The following is an 18,670-nucleotide window of genomic DNA, read 5'->3' as shown; positions in this document are numbered from 1 at the left end:
AATTAGTGCCCAAATACCGACCAACCAGTGTGTTGGACAAACATTTCCAGGGCGCGCGTGCCTAGCAGACTATTGCCAAATTTATCCAGCCCCGGTGACCATACGGCCAACGAGCCGCGACCAGGGGCAACCGCTAAAATGCCGCCGCCTACGCCGCTTTTGCCAGGTAAGCCAACACGGAAAGCAAACTCCCCTGACGCATCGTAGTGGCCGCACATCATCATAAGTGAATTAATTCGTCGCGCCCGCTGGGGTGATACCACGCGCAGATTGCTGGGGCGATTGACGCCATCTGAGGCCAAAAACAGCCCCGCATGGGCAAGCTGCTCGCAGCTCATGGCGATGGCGCACTGGTGGAAGTAGGTGCCCAGCACTTTATCGACATCGTGGCGCAGGTGGCCAAAGGCTTTCATAAAGTGGGCAAGCGATGCATTGCGGTCTTTGTGCTGCATTTCCGAAGCGGCGACTTGATGGTCAAAGCAGATACTGTTGTCGTCAGCAATGTAACGCACAAAGCTCAATATTTCCGCCAGGGTCTCTTTAGGTTCGTGGCCCATCATAATGGCATCCACTACTGCAATGGCCCCGGCGTTGATAAACGGGTTACGCGGTTTACCGCCTTCATGTTCAAGCTGCACAATGGAATTGAACGGGTCGCCAGATGGCTCGCGGCCAACCTTAGACCACAGCCCATCGCCCCATTTGCCCAGTGCGATGGTGAGTGTGAAAACTTTGGAAATACTCTGGATTGAGAACGGCGTGTTGGCGCAGCCCGCAGAGAAGCGCTGGCCATCTACTGTTGCCAAGCTAATGGCAAATTGGTTTGGGTCGACATGGGCTAATTGTGGGATGTAGTCCGCTACTTTGCCCCGCTCGGTTTCCAGGGCTAGCTGGGTGGCAATGTCGTTAAGCAACTCTTGCATGAAATCCATCGTCGTTTGGTAGCGTGGGGGCCGCTACCCTAGCGGAAAATGCTGAATCTGTCTGCTGATGTGTGCCCATTCAACACGGTATAAGGCCCGTTTAGAGTGACCTTGATGTTGGCAAGTGCCGAAGGGGCCTCCTAAGACGTAACCCCTAAGTTACTTAAGCGCTATATGGCATTTTGGGTGGCATTCTTTCTTATCGTTTTAAGAGGTGGTCCGTCACTATCGGACAAGTAATAGTTAGAATAAACGATAGCTTAATTAGACGCTTTATTTGTAAATACAACATTAATCAGCTGTTTTTAATTTTACTAAGTGTGCTGTTTGATGAGTATTTTAATACTTTTATTAACTTGATTCGTTATTTTTATCAGTATTTAATGCTTCAGCATCTCATCCCCTGCATCGAAACTGGTAACGAATCTCATGTTTTCTTTCATTGAATACCTAAGTGGCCCTCATGCTTGAGCGCCGCCCTCTCTTCCTGGCGGTAGGGATCGCGCTCGGCACTCTGTCATTATCAGGATGTGGTTCAAGCGGCGGCGGTGGCGATAGCAGCCAGGGTGTGCATACCCCTGGCGGCTCTTCTCCTAACCTGAGTGCCGGCCAACTCCCCATACCGCTTGGGCCTGGTTTGGTAAGAGTGGCGGTGGCAGATAGTGCGTTCGATGTCGCCTCTATCACTAATAGCGAGCGAGTGATCGACAGCTTAGATGTCTATAGCGGCACATCAGATGTTAGCGGTTTTGATGAATGGCACGGCAATGCCGTTTCCTCCGCGATTACTAGCGGAAATTTGGGTAATGCCCGCTTAGACCTGCTGAAAGTAGAGGATAGCCTAGGTAACACCTTCAGCAACGCACTCGATTACGCTATTGGTGAAGCGGCCAGTCGCGGTGCCAGAGTAATTAACGCCAGCTTTTCCCGCCGCTTAGAGGCCAGCGACCCCAGGCTCTCTTTTAATGGGGTGACCTCGGCTACCTCGTACCAGCGTGTTGTCAATGCTAACGGTGGCAAAGGCGCCATTTACGTCGTTAGCGCAGGCAATACTGGCCGCGCCATTGATACCCGAGGTAACCCAATTTACACAAGCCAGCCTGGGCTTTACGAGATGATGCTTATCGCGGTAGGCACTACGTCGGATGGCAGAATTCACCCTTCAAGTAGCTATCCAGGAGATGATGCTCGGTTGCAGGCACGCTCCATTGGAACGGGGTTCGTCAACCGAAGGGTGGGTGCCCAGGGCACGTCGATTTCAGCGGCACAAATTTCTGAGTATGCCGCGGGTATTGTGGGGCAATGGCCACATTTAACGGCTCAGCAGGCTAGCCAGCGACTGTTGGATACGGCGAGCCAGGAGAGCGCGTTGTTTCAGCAGAATAACTGCGGCGCTAGCGGCACGCTGAACTGCGGTGCCTTCTATTTAGGCCAAGGTATTGCTGATATCGACGCTGCACTTGCGCCTGAAGGCGATCTACTGGTCAGCCAAAGCCAGCGTGTGGCAGAGGGCGGGGCGCTGGCCGATGCGTCTTTCTTGCAGCTTTCCGAGGCCTATGGCAATTCTATAGCCACTTCTGGTGTGCTGGAGAATGTGGTTGCGTTTGACGCGCTGGGCCGGGATTACGCCATTGATTTGGGGCGCAATACGCTGCCGCGCACCGCACAGGCCACGCAGCGGCGCGGGCAGATGCAGCAGATGGCAAAAGCCACTTCGTCTGCTACTGAGACGCATACCGCTATCGACGGCAATTACCGCTTCACCGCCCGCAGTAATGTTGCCGGTGATTTACTGGCTAGCCGCTTTGACGGGGCTTTTGGCAATACTCAATTGAGTGCGTTTAGCTTTGCAGGTAACCAGCCAAGCCCTATGGGCAATGTCGCAGAGCTGGGTGTGATGCCCATGATCTCTTTTCAAACGGGGTCGGCGCTTACCCAAGCATTCGATACGGTGGAGGGTATCGAAACCCGCTATGCGCTGGGCCAACGGCTCAGTATGACGGCATCCCACTGGGCGGGGGATTCTGGCGACGATGCTGTCAGCGACTACCAAGCACGGCGTTCGGGTCTGGGGCTTACTTGGCAAATAATGCCTGGACTGAGCGTCAATAGCTATGTTGGCCAGCTGACAGAGCAGCAGGGTCTGCTGGGGGCTAGCGGTAGTGGCGCCCTTAGCCTTGGCGACGATAATCAAATGGATTTTGCTGGGCTAAGCGTTCAAGCTCAGTTTGATAACATTAGCGGCTTTGCTGAATTTGAGCAGGGCCGTGGTAGTGCCTCAGGACGTGGCTTATTGTCCAGCGTTGATGACATTAGTGCGCAGCAAATGGCATTGGGCATTCAGTGGCAAGGGCAGGGCGCACGTTCTGAACGCTGGGCGTTAACGCTACGCCAACCGCTTCGCATCGATAGCGCGAATGCCACTTTCGATGTGCCGGTGGGTCGTCGTTTGGATGGCAGCGTTGTGCGTGAAACGCGAAGCGCTTCTCTGGAGCCGTCAGGTCGCCAGCTCGATATCGAATTGGGGTATGGGTTTTCGACCAGTGAGCACAGCCAGTGGCAGGTTAACATGCTGCATACCCGAGACCCTGGTCACGATGCTGGCGCACCGAGCGACTCAGCGGCCATGGTGAACTACATCTACGCTTGGTAATAGGCGCGCTATGACCACACTAATGATTCAAGGCACCACCTCGGATGCAGGAAAAAGCACCGTGGTGGCGGGTCTGTGCCGTGTTCTCAAGCGCAGGGGGATGTCGGTGGCCTCGTTTAAGCCCCAGAACATGGCCCTGAATAGCGCGGTGACCAGCGATGGCGGCGAGATTGGCCGCTCCACCGCGCTACAGGCCCAGGCTGCAGGCGTCATTCCCCATAGCGATATGAACCCGGTACTGCTGAAGCCGGAAACTGATCGCGGCGCCCAGGTGATTCTGCGCGGCAAGGTGCATGGCCATATGGATGCACTGGATTACCATGCGTTTAAGCGCACAGCGAAAGAGAGCGTCATGGCAGCGTGGCAGGCCTTAGAGCAGCGCTATGACGTGATTATTGCCGAAGGCGCGGGTAGCCCTGCGGAAATCAACCTACGTAAAGGCGATATCGCCAATATGGGCTTTGCTGAAGCTGCCGACTGCCCGGTACTGCTGGTGGGCGATATTGATCGTGGCGGCGTCTTTGCTCAGCTCGTAGGTACGCTGGCGCTATTAAGTGACAGCGAGCAGGCGCGCACCAAAGGTTTTATCGTGAACCGTTTTCGGGGAGATATTGCGCTGCTGGAGCCTGGGCTTGAGTGGCTAGAGGCGCGCACTGACAAGCCGGTACTGGGTACGCTGCCCTATGTGCAGGGGTTACTGTTGGACGCGGAAGATAGTATTGGTTTAACTCAGGCCCCGCAGGCAAGCCAGCCCCTCAACGTTATCGTTCCCGCGCTACCGCGCATGAGTAACCACACGGATTTCGACCCACTGCGCCTGCACCCGCAGGTATCGCTGACGTTTGTAGGACCTGACCGGCAGATCCCCCCAGCGGATGTGATTCTCCTGCCCGGCAGCAAAAGTACGGCCAGCGACTTGGCATGGCTTAAGCGCCAAGGCTGGGAGGCAGCGATTACTCGCCACCTGCGCTATGGTGGCAAAGTGATGGGTATTTGCGGTGGCTTCCAAATGCTGGGTGAATGGGTAGATGATCCAGAAGGGCTAGAAGGCAGTCCAGGAAAAGTTGCTGGGCTTGGACTGCTACCGATGACCACGCGAATGGTGGCTGGCAAGCAGTTACGCAATGTTAGTGGCACGATGGTGGGGCAGGACGCGGCAGTGATCGGCTACGAGATTCACAATGGGATTAGTGAAGGAGCCGCTCTAAACCAGCCACTGCTTGACCTAGGCAGCCATCGGGATGGGGCAATCAGTAGCGACGGCCAGATATTAGGTACCTATGTGCACGGCGTGTTTGACCACCCGGAAGCCTGCCGAGCGTTGCTCACGCACTTAGGATTAAAAAATACGGTGGAGGTCGATTACCGCGCCCACCGTGAGAAAGAGCTGGATCGTTTGGCGGACACGCTAGAAGCTCACTTGGATATAGGCGCGATACTCAAAATGCTCAATGTTAGCTAAACGAGCCACAAAGATGGGTGCTGGTTAATCGCGCTGGCGCGTGGCCATTAGGGTGATTTCGACAGCGCTGCCACCACAGAGGTGTGGCGACTCCGTGCAGGTGCGCGCGGGGTAACGACCAGGCTCAAAAAATTCAGCATAGATACTGTCTAGCGCGTTGATCTGTTTTAAATCTGCTAAATGTATATCCACTCGTAAAACATCCGCTAAGCTGCCGCCTTCTTGCTGCAGCATGCGCTTAAGTTCGTGCATAACTAACTGTGTTTCCTCTTTAATATTGCCGCGGACAGCTTGACCATTAGAAATATCGGCAACGGTAAGTCCCGAAATAAACACATAATGGTCGTCAATGACCATGTGGCTTCCTGGAAAGCTGGGCTTAGGCAGTGTCGGGTCGTTATTAAACTGTGGCATTCGTTCTCCTTAACGACAAAATAGCCGTTTTGCCTTTAGTGCGACTGTGGTTGTTGAATGTGGTTCCCTTCTATTAAGAGGGTGGTGCTGGCGGTGGCTTTGCTCTACGCTGGCGGGCTTTTAAAACGCGCCAGAGTCGTTTTGGCGTCATGATCAAGCGCAAAGAGAGAGCGTAATGAAGGTAGTTCATATTAGTCAGAGCGGCCCGCGCGATGCGAGTTTGGCAACCCTATGTGCCGAAGTTTACGGTCAGCAGGCAGGGCTAACGCCGTTGGTGGTATTTACAGGCACAAAAAACGTGCTGTTTGCCCAAGAGGCTGCACGTTTATTGGCAGGCGTTGACGGTGAAGGGAAGCCTCTAGCACTTGCACTGCTGGTGCTGGATGAAAAAGGTCAGGGTATGACCGTCACCCATGCCTGCGAATTTAAACAAGGCGCTAAAGCGCGCTTAATCAGTGAGCTCAGCTTAAAAGCACCGCTGCGTGTTGAGGTGGCTAGCGACAAAGAAGAAGCATTTTACCAGCAGTGCGGTATTAAACGCTGGTTTGATAGTGAAGGTAAGCGGATCGGTTTAGGCGCGCGTCATCCTGCTAAAAGCAGTGATGAGCTGGTGCCCACCCTCCATCTGGACGAAGCGCTAATTTTGCGCCGTTTTAAGCATGACCCCAACGCATTTTCTGACGCTAAAGAGGCTTTTCTGTCGGGCTTAAATAACTTTCCCAGCACGTTTTGAATTTAATGCCGCCGCGTTAAGAGGGCGGCCTTGCCTATAAGACTAAAAGATGACGTTTACGTTGACGTCATTTTGCGGTGGGCTATTGTCTGCATGTAAGCGTTATCTTAACAAGTTTTAGCCGATTTTAGTGGTTTTTGCTGCCTTGTTAGCGGTTTGCGCTTTTGCAGTTACTGCAATATTAGGTGCGTTTTAGCTGGGCCATGCACGAAAGGTCGAATGTTATCTTGATTAATAGCTGAGTAAAAAGCACTCAACTAACAACAACAATACTCAAGGATATTAATAATGAATAACCAGACACCGTGAGGAAACGCTGTGCTGCTCAAACGTAAATACGGGGAAGAACATCCCTACTGGCCCGTTGGCCCCTTCAAAGTTCGTTTGCCCTTTATCCATTTCCGCTGGGAAATACCCGAGACCATTCAGGCGCTGGTCATGTTTGTTATCGGGCTGGGGATGATTCCGCTTTTGGAGCAGTATCTAGGGCTGCCCTATGAAGTGGCACTAGCGTATGTCGTGGTGTGTGGTATCGGTTTTATTCTTCCCCCGTTGCTCGGGGTGCCTTTTGTGGCGGGGTGGATTACGCCCGCTATTCCCGTGGTACTGCTGTTTATTGGTCAGTTTGAGCCAGGGCCGGAAGCTATCCGCGCGATGGTGGCACTGCAGCTAATGGTCACGGCGATTTTCCTATTTATGGCGGTGACGCGTTTAGGTACGAAGCTGGTTAACAGCGTGCCGGACTCCATCAAGGCGGGCATTTTGTTGGGCGCTGGTATCGCCGCGATAAGTGGCGAAATTAGCGTTGGCGGGAGGCTTTATGAAACGCCTATTTCACTGGGTATTGGTGGTTTAATTACCCTGTATGTCCTGTTTTCACTTTCGTTTCGCGACCTGACTGAAAAATTCCGTTGGGCGCGTAATATCGCCGCCTATGGCATGGTGCCCGGTATGTTAATTACCATGGCGATTGGCTGGGGGGTAGCGGAGTACCCGATGCCTACGGTGGAGTGGGGCATTGCCGTGCCGGACTTTGGCGGCATCTGGGCCTACCTGCCGTTTACCATTGGTGCGCCGGGTATTGATCTACTGGTCACCGCTATACCTACCGCTATCATCGCTTACATAATTGCCTTTGGTGACATCATTGTGGGTCAGAGCTTGATCAAGCGTGTGGATCATTTGCGGCCGGATGAGAAAATCGAAGTGAATGTTGATCGTGTTCACCTGATCACGGGCTTGCGAAACCTAATGCACTCTATGTTTGCTCCTTACCCAGGCCTTGCCGGGCCGCTCTTTACCGGGGCAATGGCCACTATTGCTGAGCGCTACCGGTATGGCCGCGGCGCCATGGATACTATTTATTCGGGGGCGTCGGTATTCTGGATAGTGGGCTTTTTGGCGCTATTCTTACTGCCGCTGGTAACGCTCTTCCGCCCGGTACTGCCCATTGCGCTCTCGATTACTTTGCTGATTACCGGTTATTTGTGTATTGCGGTTGCGGTAGAGCAGATTAAAAACGCAACGGCCATGGGGGTCGCTGGCATTATGGGTGTGGTGCTGGCTACACACGGCGCTGCGTGGGGGCTGGGAATTGGGGTGATTCTCTACTTTATGATTGAACACCGTGCGCGAAGCCATGCGGAAGATGAGGCTGATGAGCCTATCCACGTGGAAGAAGATGCGGTGGTCGAGGTGGAGGAAAAACCGATTAGTTAGGTAAGACGCTGCACTAATACAAGCTGTTAAAAAAACCGGCAGTCTTTATAGACCTGCCGGTTTTTTTTGCAACAACACGTTCGAGTTTAAGCAACAAAAATACTGAGTGTTGTCATGATGTTGCGTGTTTAGCCCAGTAAAATATAGGTGTGTTAACTGTTACTTAAGAGGTAAAGGCGTATGGCGTTAGCGATAAGGGATACCCACTCCCGCTATGGTTTGGTGAGTAGGGCGCTGCATTGGGCGATGGCACTGCTTTTTTTATGGCAGTTTAGCGGTGCCACGGCGCGAGTGCTTTTGGAAGATACTGCGCTGGAATCTTTCTTATGGGGTACGCACCGTACTGTGGGCGTAATGCTTATGGCGCTTATTTTGTTACGCATTGTGTGGGCGCTCATCAATGCATCGCGCCGTCCGCCTTCAGTGAGCGTGATGGCAAAACTAGGTCATTTGGCGCTGTACGGCTTAATGGTTGCTGTGCCCACGATTGCCTTAATACGCCAATATGGCTCGGGCCGGGCATTGGATGTTTTTGGCGTCAATCTAATGCCGGGTTTTGAGGGTGAGCGTATTGATTGGATGGTAGACCTAGGCGGCTTGCTACACGGCGAGCTAGGCTGGGCGATGTTAGCGCTGATCGTCGGCCATATCGTAATGGCGGTTATGCACCGCAGGCTAACTAATCATGATGTGCTAAAGCGTATGGCGTAATTGGTAAGCGTTACTGACCTGGCTATTCTAACCCAGCGTATTGAAAGCGCGCCTCGCATTACCAGCGGAGCGCGCTTTTTTAGCCCTCTACTTAGCCAACTGACGCATGGCGGTTTCTAAACCTTCCATCGTCATCGGATACATGCGGTCTTCGATGATTTCGCGGATTAGCTGAGTCGAGTAGGTGTACTCCCAGGCCCGGGGCGGCATAGGGTTTAGCCACGCCAAACGGGGAAAGGTGTCGCAAAGGCGTTTAAGCCACACGCCACCCGCCTCTTCGTTAAAGTGCTCCACACTGCCGCCTGAGTGAGTGACCTCATAGGGCGACATAGCGGCGTCGCCGACAATCACTACCTGGTAATCTGCGCCGTAGGTGTGCAGCACATCCATGGTGGGAATGCGCTCGTTGCCCCGGCGCAGGTTGTTTCTCCACACGCCTTCATACAGGCAATTATGGAAGTAGTAGTGCTCCAGATGCTTGAACTCTGAACGCGCGGCTGAAAACAGCTCTTCGCAGACGCGTATATGGTCATCCATGGAGCCGCCAACGTCCAAAAACAGCAGCACTTTAACCGCGTTGTGGCGCTCTGGACGCATTTGAACATTTAACAAGCCGCCATCGCGAGCGGTTTCACGAATGGTGCTGTCCACGTCAAACTCTTCAAGCGCCCCTTGGCGGGCAAACTTGCGTAGCCGTCGCAGGGCCATTTTGATATTGCGAGTGCCGAGTTCAAGTGAATCATCGTAATCGCGAAAGCGCCGTTCGTCCCATACCTTGGTGGCGCGGCGGTGGCGCGAGCCATCCTGACCAATACGAATGCCTTCCGGATTGTAGCCGTAGGCACCAAAAGGGCTGGTGCCACCGGTGCCAATCCACTTGTTGCCGCCGGCGTGGCGCTCTTTCTGCTCTTCGAGCCGTTTTTTGAAGGTTTCGATCAGTTCTTCAAGTCCGCCTAGGGATTCAATTTTGGCTTTCTCTTCGTCGCTGAGCTGTTTCTCAAACTCCCGGCGTAGCCACTCATCGGGGATCAGCGCCTCAATGGCGGCGTCCATATCCTCAATGCCTTTAAACCAGGCGGCAAAGGCGCGGTCGAAGCGGTCGAAGTAGCGCTCATCTTTGACCATTACGGTGCGGGCGACTTGATAAAACGCTTCCATATCGGCAAACACGACGCCACGTTCAACCACCGCATGGAGGTCAAGTAGTTCGCGGAGTGAGACGGGCACACCAGCGCGTTTTAGTGTGTCGAACAGGCTGATAAACATCGTTTAACGGCCTGAGCCTTTCTGGCGACGCAGCATAAAGGCCAAGCGCTCCAGTAATTGTGTATCCTGCTCGTTTTTGACCAGCGCACCGGCCATCGGAGGCAGGGCTTTGGCTGGGTCGCGGTTATAGAGCGCTTCTTGGGCAAGCTCATCACTCATCAGTAGCTTTAACCAATCCACCAGCTCCGAGGTGGAAGGTTTTTTCTTGAGCCCTGGGGCGTTGCGTAGATCAAAAAAGACTTCCAAGGCTTCGCCGACCAGCCTGGGGGCGATATCCGGGAAGTGGACATCCACAATTGCTTGCATGGTCGCGCGATCAGGGAATTCGATGTAATGGAAAAAGCAGCGGCGTAGGAAGGCGTCGGGCAGCTCTTTTTCGTTATTCGAGGTGATCACGATAATTGGGCGTTGTTCGGCACGAATGGTCTCGCCGGTTTCATAAACATGAAACTCCATACGATCCAGCTCTTGTAGCAGGTCGTTGGGAAACTCGATATCCGCTTTGTCAATTTCATCAATCAGTAGGACGACACGCTCGCCTGCGGTAAACGCTTCCCATAGCTTGCCTGGCTTAATGTAGTTACCTACGTTTTCCACGCCTTCAACGCCCAGTTGGGAATCGCGCAGGCGGCTAACCGCATCGTACTCATAAAGCCCCTGGGCCGCTTTGGTACTGGACTTGATGTGCCAAGTAATCAGCTTAGTGCCAAGGGATTCAGCGAGCTCCTCGGCCAGCAGTGTTTTACCGGTACCGGGTTCGCCTTTAATGAGCAGCGGACGCTGCAGCACAACAGCGGCATTGACCGCCTGTTTGAGTGCATCAGTTGCGATGTAAGAAGAAGTAGAATCAAACGCCATGGGGGAGTGCCTCGGCTTGTCGAAACGAGTTTTAAAAATAGATTCAAACAAGTGTACGTGAGGGTAAACCTCAAGGCCAACTAGTGGATAAAGAGACTTGCTAACCGCCCTGCCAGTTGGGTGGCACAATTCCCTGGCGCTGCATTTGCCGGTAGACCGTAGGCCGTGAAACGCCTAGCTCACGTGCGACCGCGCTAATATTCCAGTGGTGTTGCTTGAGCAGTTGGGTAAGTGAGCCTGTCTGAGATTCACTGGCATCGGCTACAAGCTGCGGCGCTTCGTGGCGAGTAATTCGCTGGCTAAGGCACTGTTCTGGCAGATCGTGAACGGTGATTTCGTCACTTTCTGAGGTTGCCAGGGCAAAAGCGAGAGCGTTTTTAAGTTGACGGATATTGCCGGGCCATGAATACGCGAGCAGCGCACTGATAGCATCTGCGCGCAGGCGCGGCGATATTTGCGCGGCGCGTTCGGCGGCGACATCTTCAAACACGCGGCGAATAACATACAGTTTATCGGCGCGTTCACGTAATGCGGGTAAGCGCAGCTGCGCGCCGTTAAGCCGGTAATAGAGGTCTTCGCGGAATTCCCCTTGCTGAATCATTTCTTCGATATGGCGATGGGTTGCTGTAATAACGCGAATGTCGATTTTTACTGGCGTGTTAGCGCCTAGCGGCATGACTTCCCGTTCGGCCAGCACGCGTAACAGCCTAGTTTGTAGCGCTAATGGCATATCACCGATTTCGTCTAGAAACAGCGTGCCTCCATGGGCCTGAGGAATAAGCCCACGCATCCCTTTTGAACGGCCACCGGTAAAGGCGCCAGGTTCGTAGCCAAACAGTTCGCTTTCAATCAGTGACTCAGGAATGGCCGCACAATTAACCGCAATAAACGGTTGTTTGGCGCGATTGCCGCTTTCGTGCAGTGCGCGTGCCACCACCTCTTTACCGGTGCCGGTTTCGCCGCAAATCAGCACGTTCACGTTAGCTTCATTACGCAAGCGGTCGGCTAGTTTTTGCACTTTGCGCATCGCAGGGTCGTCGGCACCTAGCCGGGCTAAGGGTTCCGGCAGTTCAGTAGTAAGCGGTGTTGCCCGTTGCGCCATGCGGGGACGGCGGGGTTCCAGCAGGCTTATAAAGTGGATGGTGTTGCTGGCGCGAGCGCGAAAAGCACGCAATTGATCATCAGTACCGCTGTTAATACTGAGTATATCGGCGATCTCACACTCGAATAGTTCACCTAGCATTGGAATGTGATTTGCAGACCAAGGGGGCCAGCGGTGCTGGTGTTCGGCGATTAGCTCGCGGCCAACGCCGTTGGCAGCGATGACCTGTCCATTTTCCTCTATGGCAATTAAACCACGCCCATTGACGTGGACAAATTCCCGCGAGATATCTAGACGCACCATCAGGCAGTCGCGGTAGCGCTGCAGAAAATAAGCATCCTCAATCATGCGCGCATAAAGCGTTACCAGCGATAGGCTGAAATTCTGGCTTTCGTGCTGGGTAGGCGACTGCAGCGCGGAGATATCTAACACGGCCATAACGTTACCCTGAGGGTCAGCAATAGGCGCGGCGGTGCAGGTTAGAGAAATATGGGAAGCATCGAAGTGTTCTTGGCGGTGGCAGATAATCGCCTGGCGATCATGCAAGCAGGTGCCAACAGCGCAGGTGCCAGCAAAGCGTTCATCCCAGTCAGCGCCCAAGTAGAGGCCTGCTTTGCGTAATTGCTGGTCCTGGTTGGGGTCGCCGCGAAACTCAACGGTAATGCCGCGGTGGTCGGTGACCAGTAGCACGTAGCCAAGCTGGGCTATTTGTCCATAGAGTTGATCGACCCCAGCGCGGGCGACATGCAGTAGCTCGTCAACAGACTCGCGGTGCTCAATCAAGGTTTGCTGAGGCACCACCCGTGCTGGGCGTGGGTGAGTGGGGTCTAGCTGATAGTCATTTAGGCAGCGCAGCCAGGAACGACGAATGGTGGCCTGCGCAGGCAAGCAGGGGGCATCTAACCCTTCACCAAGCTGAAAAATATGCTCTATATGTCGACGCTGTTCAGACTGAAGCTGTGAAGTTGTCTGAAACTGTTTAATGGCGTGCGTTTGATGCAGCATGGCGTTACTCATTGGGCGCTGTTGTTATTGTTCTTTTAGCCTATGCGCTTTGCCCCCAGAGTCAACGTGGGCTGCTTACGCCGTTAGTCGTGCGTTACACCTGTAACGTTTAGCTGTAAACAGCGTGACAAGTGTACATGGCTCTCTATTGGTTACTCAGTAGGTGATAAGGCTAGGCGAGGGCGCTGTAAACCCTTCCCTGGGCGCTACTTTTGCCATCCATGGCAAAAGACCCTCGCTACGCCTTATCACTGCCTTGTATCTCATTAAGGCTGTATTTTTTGTTTATTTTTCAGCTTGTTGATGTGCTTTTCAGGCTGTTTGGCACGGTAGCTGCTTAGGGTTGGGTGCATCACAGTTAACTCAACAATAACAAATGCACATGGAGTACCCGCTATGTCAAAGATAACGGCACAAGTCCAGCAAACCCCCACGGAGACTGTTCAAGCGTGGCTGCAGGATTTCGATACTGCCCTTCAAACCCAGGATATTGAGCGAGTACTGTCGCTGTTTGGAGACGAGTGCTACTGGCGCGACTTTCTTACCTTCACCTGGAATTTAAAAACCTGCGAAGGCAAAGATGAAATTCAGGCCATGCTCAATGACACGCTCAATAACGCACAGCCTATGGGTTGGCAGTTAGACGGCGAAGCCACTGAAAACGGTGACACCTATGATGCATGGTTTACCTTCAAAACAGCGGTTGCCAGTGGCAAAGGCTATTTGCGTCTTAAAGAAGGCAAGTGCTGGACGTTGTTAACCACCATGCAAGCACTGAACGACTACCCTGAGCAGTGCAATCAGCATCGTCCAAAAGGGGCCGAACACGGTGCCAATAAGCAGCGTGAAACGTGGTTGGAGTCACGGGAGCGTGAAGAGGCGGAGCTGGGCTACACTCGGCAGCCTTACTGCGTGATTATTGGCGGTGGCCAGGGTGGTATTGGTTTAGGCGCACGGCTCAGGCAACTGGGTGTGCCGACGATCATCATTGAGCGCAACGAGCGCGCGGGAGATTCCTGGCGTAACCGCTATAAGTCGCTCTGCTTGCACGATCCAGTCTGGTATGACCACCTTCCCTATATTCCCTTCCCAGATAACTGGCCTGTGTTTGCCCCTAAAGACAAAGTGGGCGACTGGTTGGAAATGTACACAAAAGTGATGGAGCTCAATTATTGGAGTTCCACTGAGTGTCAGAATGCTAGCTATGACGAGGCCGCAGGGGAGTGGGTGGTTAAGGTTAAGCGCAACGGCGAGGAGATCACGTTACGACCCAAACAGTTAGTGATGGCTACCGGTATGTCTGGGATGCCCAATGTGCCGACATTTCCAGGGGCGGAAAGCTTTGAAGGTGAGCAGCAGCACTCTAGCCAGCACCCAGGGCCGGATGCCTATAAAGGCAAGAAATGTGTCATCGTGGGCTCAAACAACTCGGCCCACGATATTGCCGCAGCGCTGTGGGAGCACGACGCCGATGTCACCATGCTGCAGCGTTCATCGACCCATATTGTGAAGTCGGATTCGCTGATGGAAGAGGTGCTAGGGCCGCTTTATTCGGAAGAGGCGGTGGCAAGTGGGTTAACCCATGAAAAAGCCGATCTGGTGTTTGCCTCCATCCCTTACAAGGTGCTGCCAGATTTTCAGCGCCCCGCCTTTGAGGCGATTAAAAAGCGTGATGCCGAGTTTTATCAGAAGCTTGAGAGCGCAGGCTTTATGCTTGATTTCGGTGACGATGAATCGGGGCTGTTTTTGAAGTATTTGCGCCGTGGTTCAGGCTATTACATTGATGTAGGGGCTTGCGATTTGGTCGCCAGTGGCGACATCAAACTGCGCAGCGGCGTGGGCATCGAACGCATTAACCCGCACTCCATCACGCTGACAGATGGCAGCGAGCTTGAGGCTGACCTGATTATCTATGCCACCGGTTATGGCTCGATGAATGGCTGGGCGGCACGGCTTATTTCTCAAGAAGTGGCCGATAAAGTCGGCAAGTGTTGGGGGCTAGGTTCCGACACCACCAAAGACCCGGGCCCATGGGAAGGTGAGCTGCGCAATATGTGGAAGCCCACTCAGCAAGAGGCACTGTGGTTCCATGGCGGCAACCTACACCAGTCGCGGCACTACTCACGTTATTTGGCGCTGCAGTTAAAAGCACGTATGGAAGGGCTAGATACCCCTGTCTATGGCCTGCAGCCAGTTCATCACAGAGCATAAGAGAAGGAGTAGCAAATGAGTCATTCAAGCATGCAGGCAGCGGTTTGGTACGCAGCGAAAGACCTTCGTGTTGAGCAAATGCCAATACCAACGATTAACGACCCTCATGAGGTAAAAGTTAAGGTGGCGGCGTGTGGTATTTGTGGTAGCGATTTGCATGAGTACGCTGCTGGGCCGATTTTTATTCCCGTCGATAAACCACACCCCATTAGCGGTGAACAAGCACCGATTATCATGGGGCATGAATTCGCCGGTGAAGTGGTTGAGGTAGGTGACAAAGTAACACGGGTGAAAGTGGGGGATCGCGTTGCCATAGAACCGATTCTTTCGCCCAATAAGGATGGCGCTTATCAAATGGAGCGCTATAACCTCACGCCGCTATTGGGTTTCCATGGCCTTTCCGGCGGCGGCGGTGGCTTCTCGGAGTTCACCGTGATGGGGGAGCACATGGTGCATAAGCTGCCGGATGACCTCAGCTACGAGCAAGGGGCATTGGTAGAACCAGCGGCGGTTGCTTTGCATGCTGTTCGTCAAAGTGGTTTGAAAGCGGGCGATAGCGCGGCCGTATTTGGCGCAGGCCCAATTGGGTTAATGACCATTGAAGCGCTGAAAGCTGCGGGTGCCGCTCAAATTTACGCCATTGAAGTCGCGCCTTCACGTAAAGCCAAAGCTGAAGCACTTGGTGCAATTGTGGTTGACCCGCAGCAAGAAGATGCCGTGGAGAAACTGCAAACGTTAAGCAATGGCGGCGTTGACGTGGCGTTCGAGGTGACCGGGATTCCGGCAGTGCTGAACCAGTCGTTGCATAGCACCCATGAAGGCGGCGAAGTCATTGTGGTGAGTATTTGGGAGGGAGAGGCAAGCTTCCAGCCGAATGACCTCGTCATTAAAGAGCGCACCATGAAAGGGATTATTGCCTACCGTCATGTCTACCCGGCTGTGATGGCGCTAATGCAGCGTGGCTACTTCCGTGCTGAAGACATGGTGACTCAGCGTATTCCGCTTGCAGATATTGTGGAAGAGGGATTTGAAGCGCTGTTAAATGACAAGGCGCAGGTGAAAATCATTGTCACGCCTTAACCCAATAGCGGCGTTAAGCACGCCACTTGACGCATTGTGAGGCAGAGGTACAAAAAAATGTGTCGTGCTGGTGCATTTTGTTTGTTGCAGTGCGTCGTAATACTTTCGAAAACCAGTAATTTTTAATTAAGCAATTGTTTTAATTGTATTTTTAGAAAATTGGCACGCATATCGCTACGTATTGTGTAAGAAGCAAAAGAATAGAGTTGATAGATGAACTAGGCCTCTCTCCCTTCTTTGCTACATCGCCCCAGCCTTTGCTGGTAAGCGACACACCGAGTGAGCTGGCGTGCTCCACCTGGGTCCCCTTCGGGGGACTCTTTTTTTTGTCTATTGCTTTGAGCTATCGCTCTATCGCTCAACAGTTTGTTTGAAAACAAAAACCTATATTAAAATTACACTAAAAATTTTGAAACGCTGTTCGACTGGTATATCTTGTATAACAAGCTAGTATAAACAGTAGCTATTCATAAACTAGCCTAAAAAATCCACCCCCTGAGTTGAATGCAAGAGGATTGCCCTGATGAGCAAAATTAAACTGATGACAGCTGCCGTTATTTCCGCTGGCACACTAATGGCAAGTCAAGCAGCGCTTGCTTATGGAGCAGGAGATACATTTGTACGTATTGGTGTGGCCCAAACCGATACGGGCTCTGGTAATGGAGATGTTCTCGGTGCAGATATAAATGTCCAAAGTGCCCGTGGCTTCACTTTTGGTGCAGGCTACCTGTTTGCAGACAAGGTTGGCGTAGAGTTGAATAGCTCTGAGAAATTCGAGCACGACCTCAACATTACCCCTGGCGGTGACATTGGCAGTGTCGACCGTATGCCCGTTAACTTGTTGGTTAACTACTACCCAATGGGTGGACTGGACTCTAAAGTACAGCCTTATGTGGGGGCTGGCTTAAACTACACGCGTTTTTCTGGAGAAAGCACCACGCCAGATGTTAGTGTCGACAGTAGCTATGGTGTCATTGGTCAAGCAGGTGTAGATCTAGCTGTGACGCAGAACATTATGCTGAACGGCTATGTAAGCTACGCTGATGTTAGTGCGGATATTAATGCTGGTGGCAATACGGTTGGTAAAGTAGACATTGATCCGGTCACTGTCGGTGGCGGCGTTACCTATCGCTTCTAATCAATGCCGCAAACGCTGCTTCAGCATGTCTGAAGGTAGCAAGTTTGCACAAAACGCCCGGCTTTGTCGGGCGTTTTTTTGGGTAAATTACTGCGAGGGCGTTAGGTTTTCGTAGCCGCTTTCGGTAATCAGTACGTTGTCTTCAATTCGAATGCCGCCACAAGGCGCCAACGCATCTACTAATTCCCAATTAATCGGTAGCGATGTTTTACGCAGCGGTGCTAGCAGCATCGGGATAAAGTAGAGTCCGGGCTCAATGGTCACTACCATACCTGTGCGCAGCGTTCGGGTGAGACGCAATGCCGGATGGTCTTCAGGTGCGGGAGCAGGTGTTCCGTCGGGGTGGCGCAGTCCTGCTACGTCGTGTACCTGAAGCCCCAGCGAATGCCCCAGCCCGTGGGGGCAAAATGCACGCGTGACGCCTTCATCAACCGCTTCTTCTACGCTGCCTTTGAAGAGATCGTGGGCGATTAACATCTCGCCTAGACGCTGGTGCATTTGCTCATGTAGAGCCACAAATTCAACGCCAGGTGCAATATGCTCAATAAGCACATCTTTAAGGCCGTGCATGGCGGTAATTAAGTCGCCAAAAATACTGGGTGCATCAGGGCCGGCGTGGGTTCTTGTGATATCGGCACAGTAACCGCGAAAGCGTCGGCCGGCGTCTACCAACAAGCTGTGCCGCTGCTTAGGGCTATGCAGGTCATAGTGTTGATAGTGCAGCACACCCGCATGGCTATTCAGACCAATAATATTTTGATACGGCACGTCAGATTCACGCTGACGACTGGCACCTAGATAAGCCAGCTGGATGTCCAGCTCCCCTGAGGCACCAACGAACGAAGCCTGAGCGGCTTGGTGCCCAGCGATAGCCAAACGGTTTGCTTCACGCAGGCAAGCGATCTCATAAGCCGTTTTAAACAGTCGTAGCTCATCAAGTGCTTGGATCAGCGCGGTGGGCTCATGCTCTGCTTGAATGGCTTGTTGTGTGCTTGCTTCTAGGCAGTGGATGTCGCCAATCACCGCTGCGCGCCCCGTGAGGGGAGGCGTTATTTTGTCGCTGCACAGATGCACATCAAGTTCAGCTACCCAAGGCTCTTCAGGAAGACGCGTGGGTAAATGCCAGAAATCAGCCGGCGCATATAAATAAAGCTGCGGACGTTTGCCTGGTTGAATGACAAGCCAGCTATGCTGCACATTGGCAAGCCCTATCCAGTGCATGAAGTGACCATAAGCTTGAAACGTAGGTGTTTGGTCGTCTGCGAAATGGACATTGGCATGGCCGCTGTAAATAGCCAGGCTATCTATCTCTTGAGCTATCAAAATATCGCTATATGCGCGCTGTAAATGCGCTAAGTGATCTCGCTGTAAATTAAATAGGGTGGTTGACATACC

At 52.9% G+C, this 18,670-nt stretch carries 14 protein-coding genes; 8 read left to right on the top strand and 6 right to left on the bottom strand.

Translation table 11 applies throughout. The features are described from left to right. Positions 1-2: 2 nt before the first annotated feature. Positions 3-923, bottom strand: coding sequence for a glutaminase (locus BB497_14055; GenBank protein ID AVI63753.1), 921 nt, complete (start codon positions 921-923; stop codon positions 3-5). A 463-nt stretch (positions 924-1,386) separates the two neighbouring features. Between BB497_14055 and BB497_14050 the strand changes: the two genes are divergently transcribed. Both BB497_14050 and BB497_14045 read left to right on the top strand, forming a co-directional pair. After that, a complete protein-coding gene (locus BB497_14050; protein ID AVI63752.1) occupies positions 1,387-3,576 on the top strand; it encodes a peptidase S8 in 2,190 nt (729 codons plus the stop codon). Positions 3,577-3,586: 10 nt separating this feature from the next. Next, positions 3,587-5,038, top strand: coding sequence for a cobyric acid synthase CobQ (locus BB497_14045; protein AVI63751.1), 1,452 nt, complete (start codon positions 3,587-3,589; stop codon positions 5,036-5,038). Between the two features lie 24 nt (positions 5,039-5,062). On the opposite strand, the gene BB497_14040 is transcribed toward BB497_14045, so the two are convergent. Beyond that, the gene (locus BB497_14040) at positions 5,063-5,452 is read right to left on the bottom strand and encodes a translation initiation inhibitor (GenBank protein ID AVI63750.1); all 390 of its coding nucleotides are present in this window, start codon (positions 5,450-5,452) and stop codon (positions 5,063-5,065) included. Positions 5,453-5,627: 175 nt separating this feature from the next. On the opposite strand from BB497_14040, the gene BB497_14035 reads away from it, so the two are divergent. From BB497_14035 to BB497_14025, 3 genes are all read left to right on the top strand, one after another. Next, positions 5,628-6,185, top strand: a complete 558-nt coding sequence (locus tag BB497_14035; protein AVI63749.1) for a hypothetical protein — start codon at positions 5,628-5,630, stop codon at positions 6,183-6,185. Between the two features lie 318 nt (positions 6,186-6,503). Continuing rightward, positions 6,504-7,904 carry a xanthine/uracil/vitamin C permease gene (locus BB497_14030; GenBank protein ID AVI63748.1) on the top strand — a complete coding sequence of 467 codons (1,401 nt, stop codon included), beginning with the start codon at positions 6,504-6,506 and terminating at the stop codon, positions 7,902-7,904. 180 nt (positions 7,905-8,084) lie between these two features. Further along, positions 8,085-8,615, top strand: coding sequence for a cytochrome B (locus tag BB497_14025; protein ID AVI63747.1), 531 nt, complete (start codon positions 8,085-8,087; stop codon positions 8,613-8,615). 87 nt (positions 8,616-8,702) lie between these two features. Here the strand turns inward: BB497_14025 and BB497_14020 are convergent, their stop codons facing one another. The 3 genes from BB497_14020 to BB497_14010 form a co-directional block, all read right to left on the bottom strand. Next, the gene (locus BB497_14020) at positions 8,703-9,881 is read right to left on the bottom strand and encodes a hypothetical protein (GenBank protein AVI63746.1); all 1,179 of its coding nucleotides are present in this window, start codon (positions 9,879-9,881) and stop codon (positions 8,703-8,705) included. A gap of 3 nt (positions 9,882-9,884) precedes the next feature. Next, positions 9,885-10,739, bottom strand: a complete 855-nt coding sequence (locus BB497_14015; protein ID AVI63745.1) for an AAA family ATPase — start codon at positions 10,737-10,739, stop codon at positions 9,885-9,887. Between the two features lie 100 nt (positions 10,740-10,839). Continuing rightward, positions 10,840-12,846: a transcriptional regulator gene (locus tag BB497_14010; GenBank protein AVI63744.1), complete on the bottom strand. Its 2,007-nt coding sequence runs from the start codon at positions 12,844-12,846 to the stop codon at positions 10,840-10,842. Positions 12,847-13,242: 396 nt separating this feature from the next. Between BB497_14010 and BB497_14005 the strand changes: the two genes are divergently transcribed. The 3 genes from BB497_14005 to BB497_13995 all read left to right on the top strand — a co-directional run bounded on the left by BB497_14005 (position 13,243) and on the right by BB497_13995 (position 17,275). Further along, positions 13,243-15,057, top strand: coding sequence for an FAD-dependent oxidoreductase (locus tag BB497_14005; GenBank protein ID AVI63743.1), 1,815 nt, complete (start codon positions 13,243-13,245; stop codon positions 15,055-15,057). Positions 15,058-15,087: 30 nt separating this feature from the next. Continuing rightward, on the top strand, positions 15,088-16,137 hold the full coding sequence (locus BB497_14000) for a butanediol dehydrogenase (GenBank protein ID AVI64359.1): 1,050 nt from the start codon (positions 15,088-15,090) through the stop codon (positions 16,135-16,137). Between the two features lie 514 nt (positions 16,138-16,651). Continuing rightward, positions 16,652-17,275 (top strand): hypothetical protein, encoded by a 624-nt coding sequence (locus BB497_13995; GenBank protein AVI63742.1) that lies wholly within the window; start codon positions 16,652-16,654, stop codon positions 17,273-17,275. A gap of 87 nt (positions 17,276-17,362) precedes the next feature. Here BB497_13995 and BB497_13990 read toward each other — a convergent pair whose 3' ends face one another. Next, a complete protein-coding gene (locus tag BB497_13990; protein AVI63741.1) occupies positions 17,363-18,667 on the bottom strand; it encodes a Xaa-Pro dipeptidase in 1,305 nt (434 codons plus the stop codon). Positions 18,668-18,670 lie beyond the last annotated feature (3 nt).

Source organism: Halomonas sp. GFAJ-1 (genome assembly GCA_002966495.1).
In the GTDB taxonomy this organism is placed as follows: Bacteria; Pseudomonadota; Gammaproteobacteria; order Pseudomonadales; family Halomonadaceae; genus Vreelandella.
Note: the sequence above shows the minus strand (reverse complement) of the source record. Positions and strands in the feature narration are given on the sequence as shown.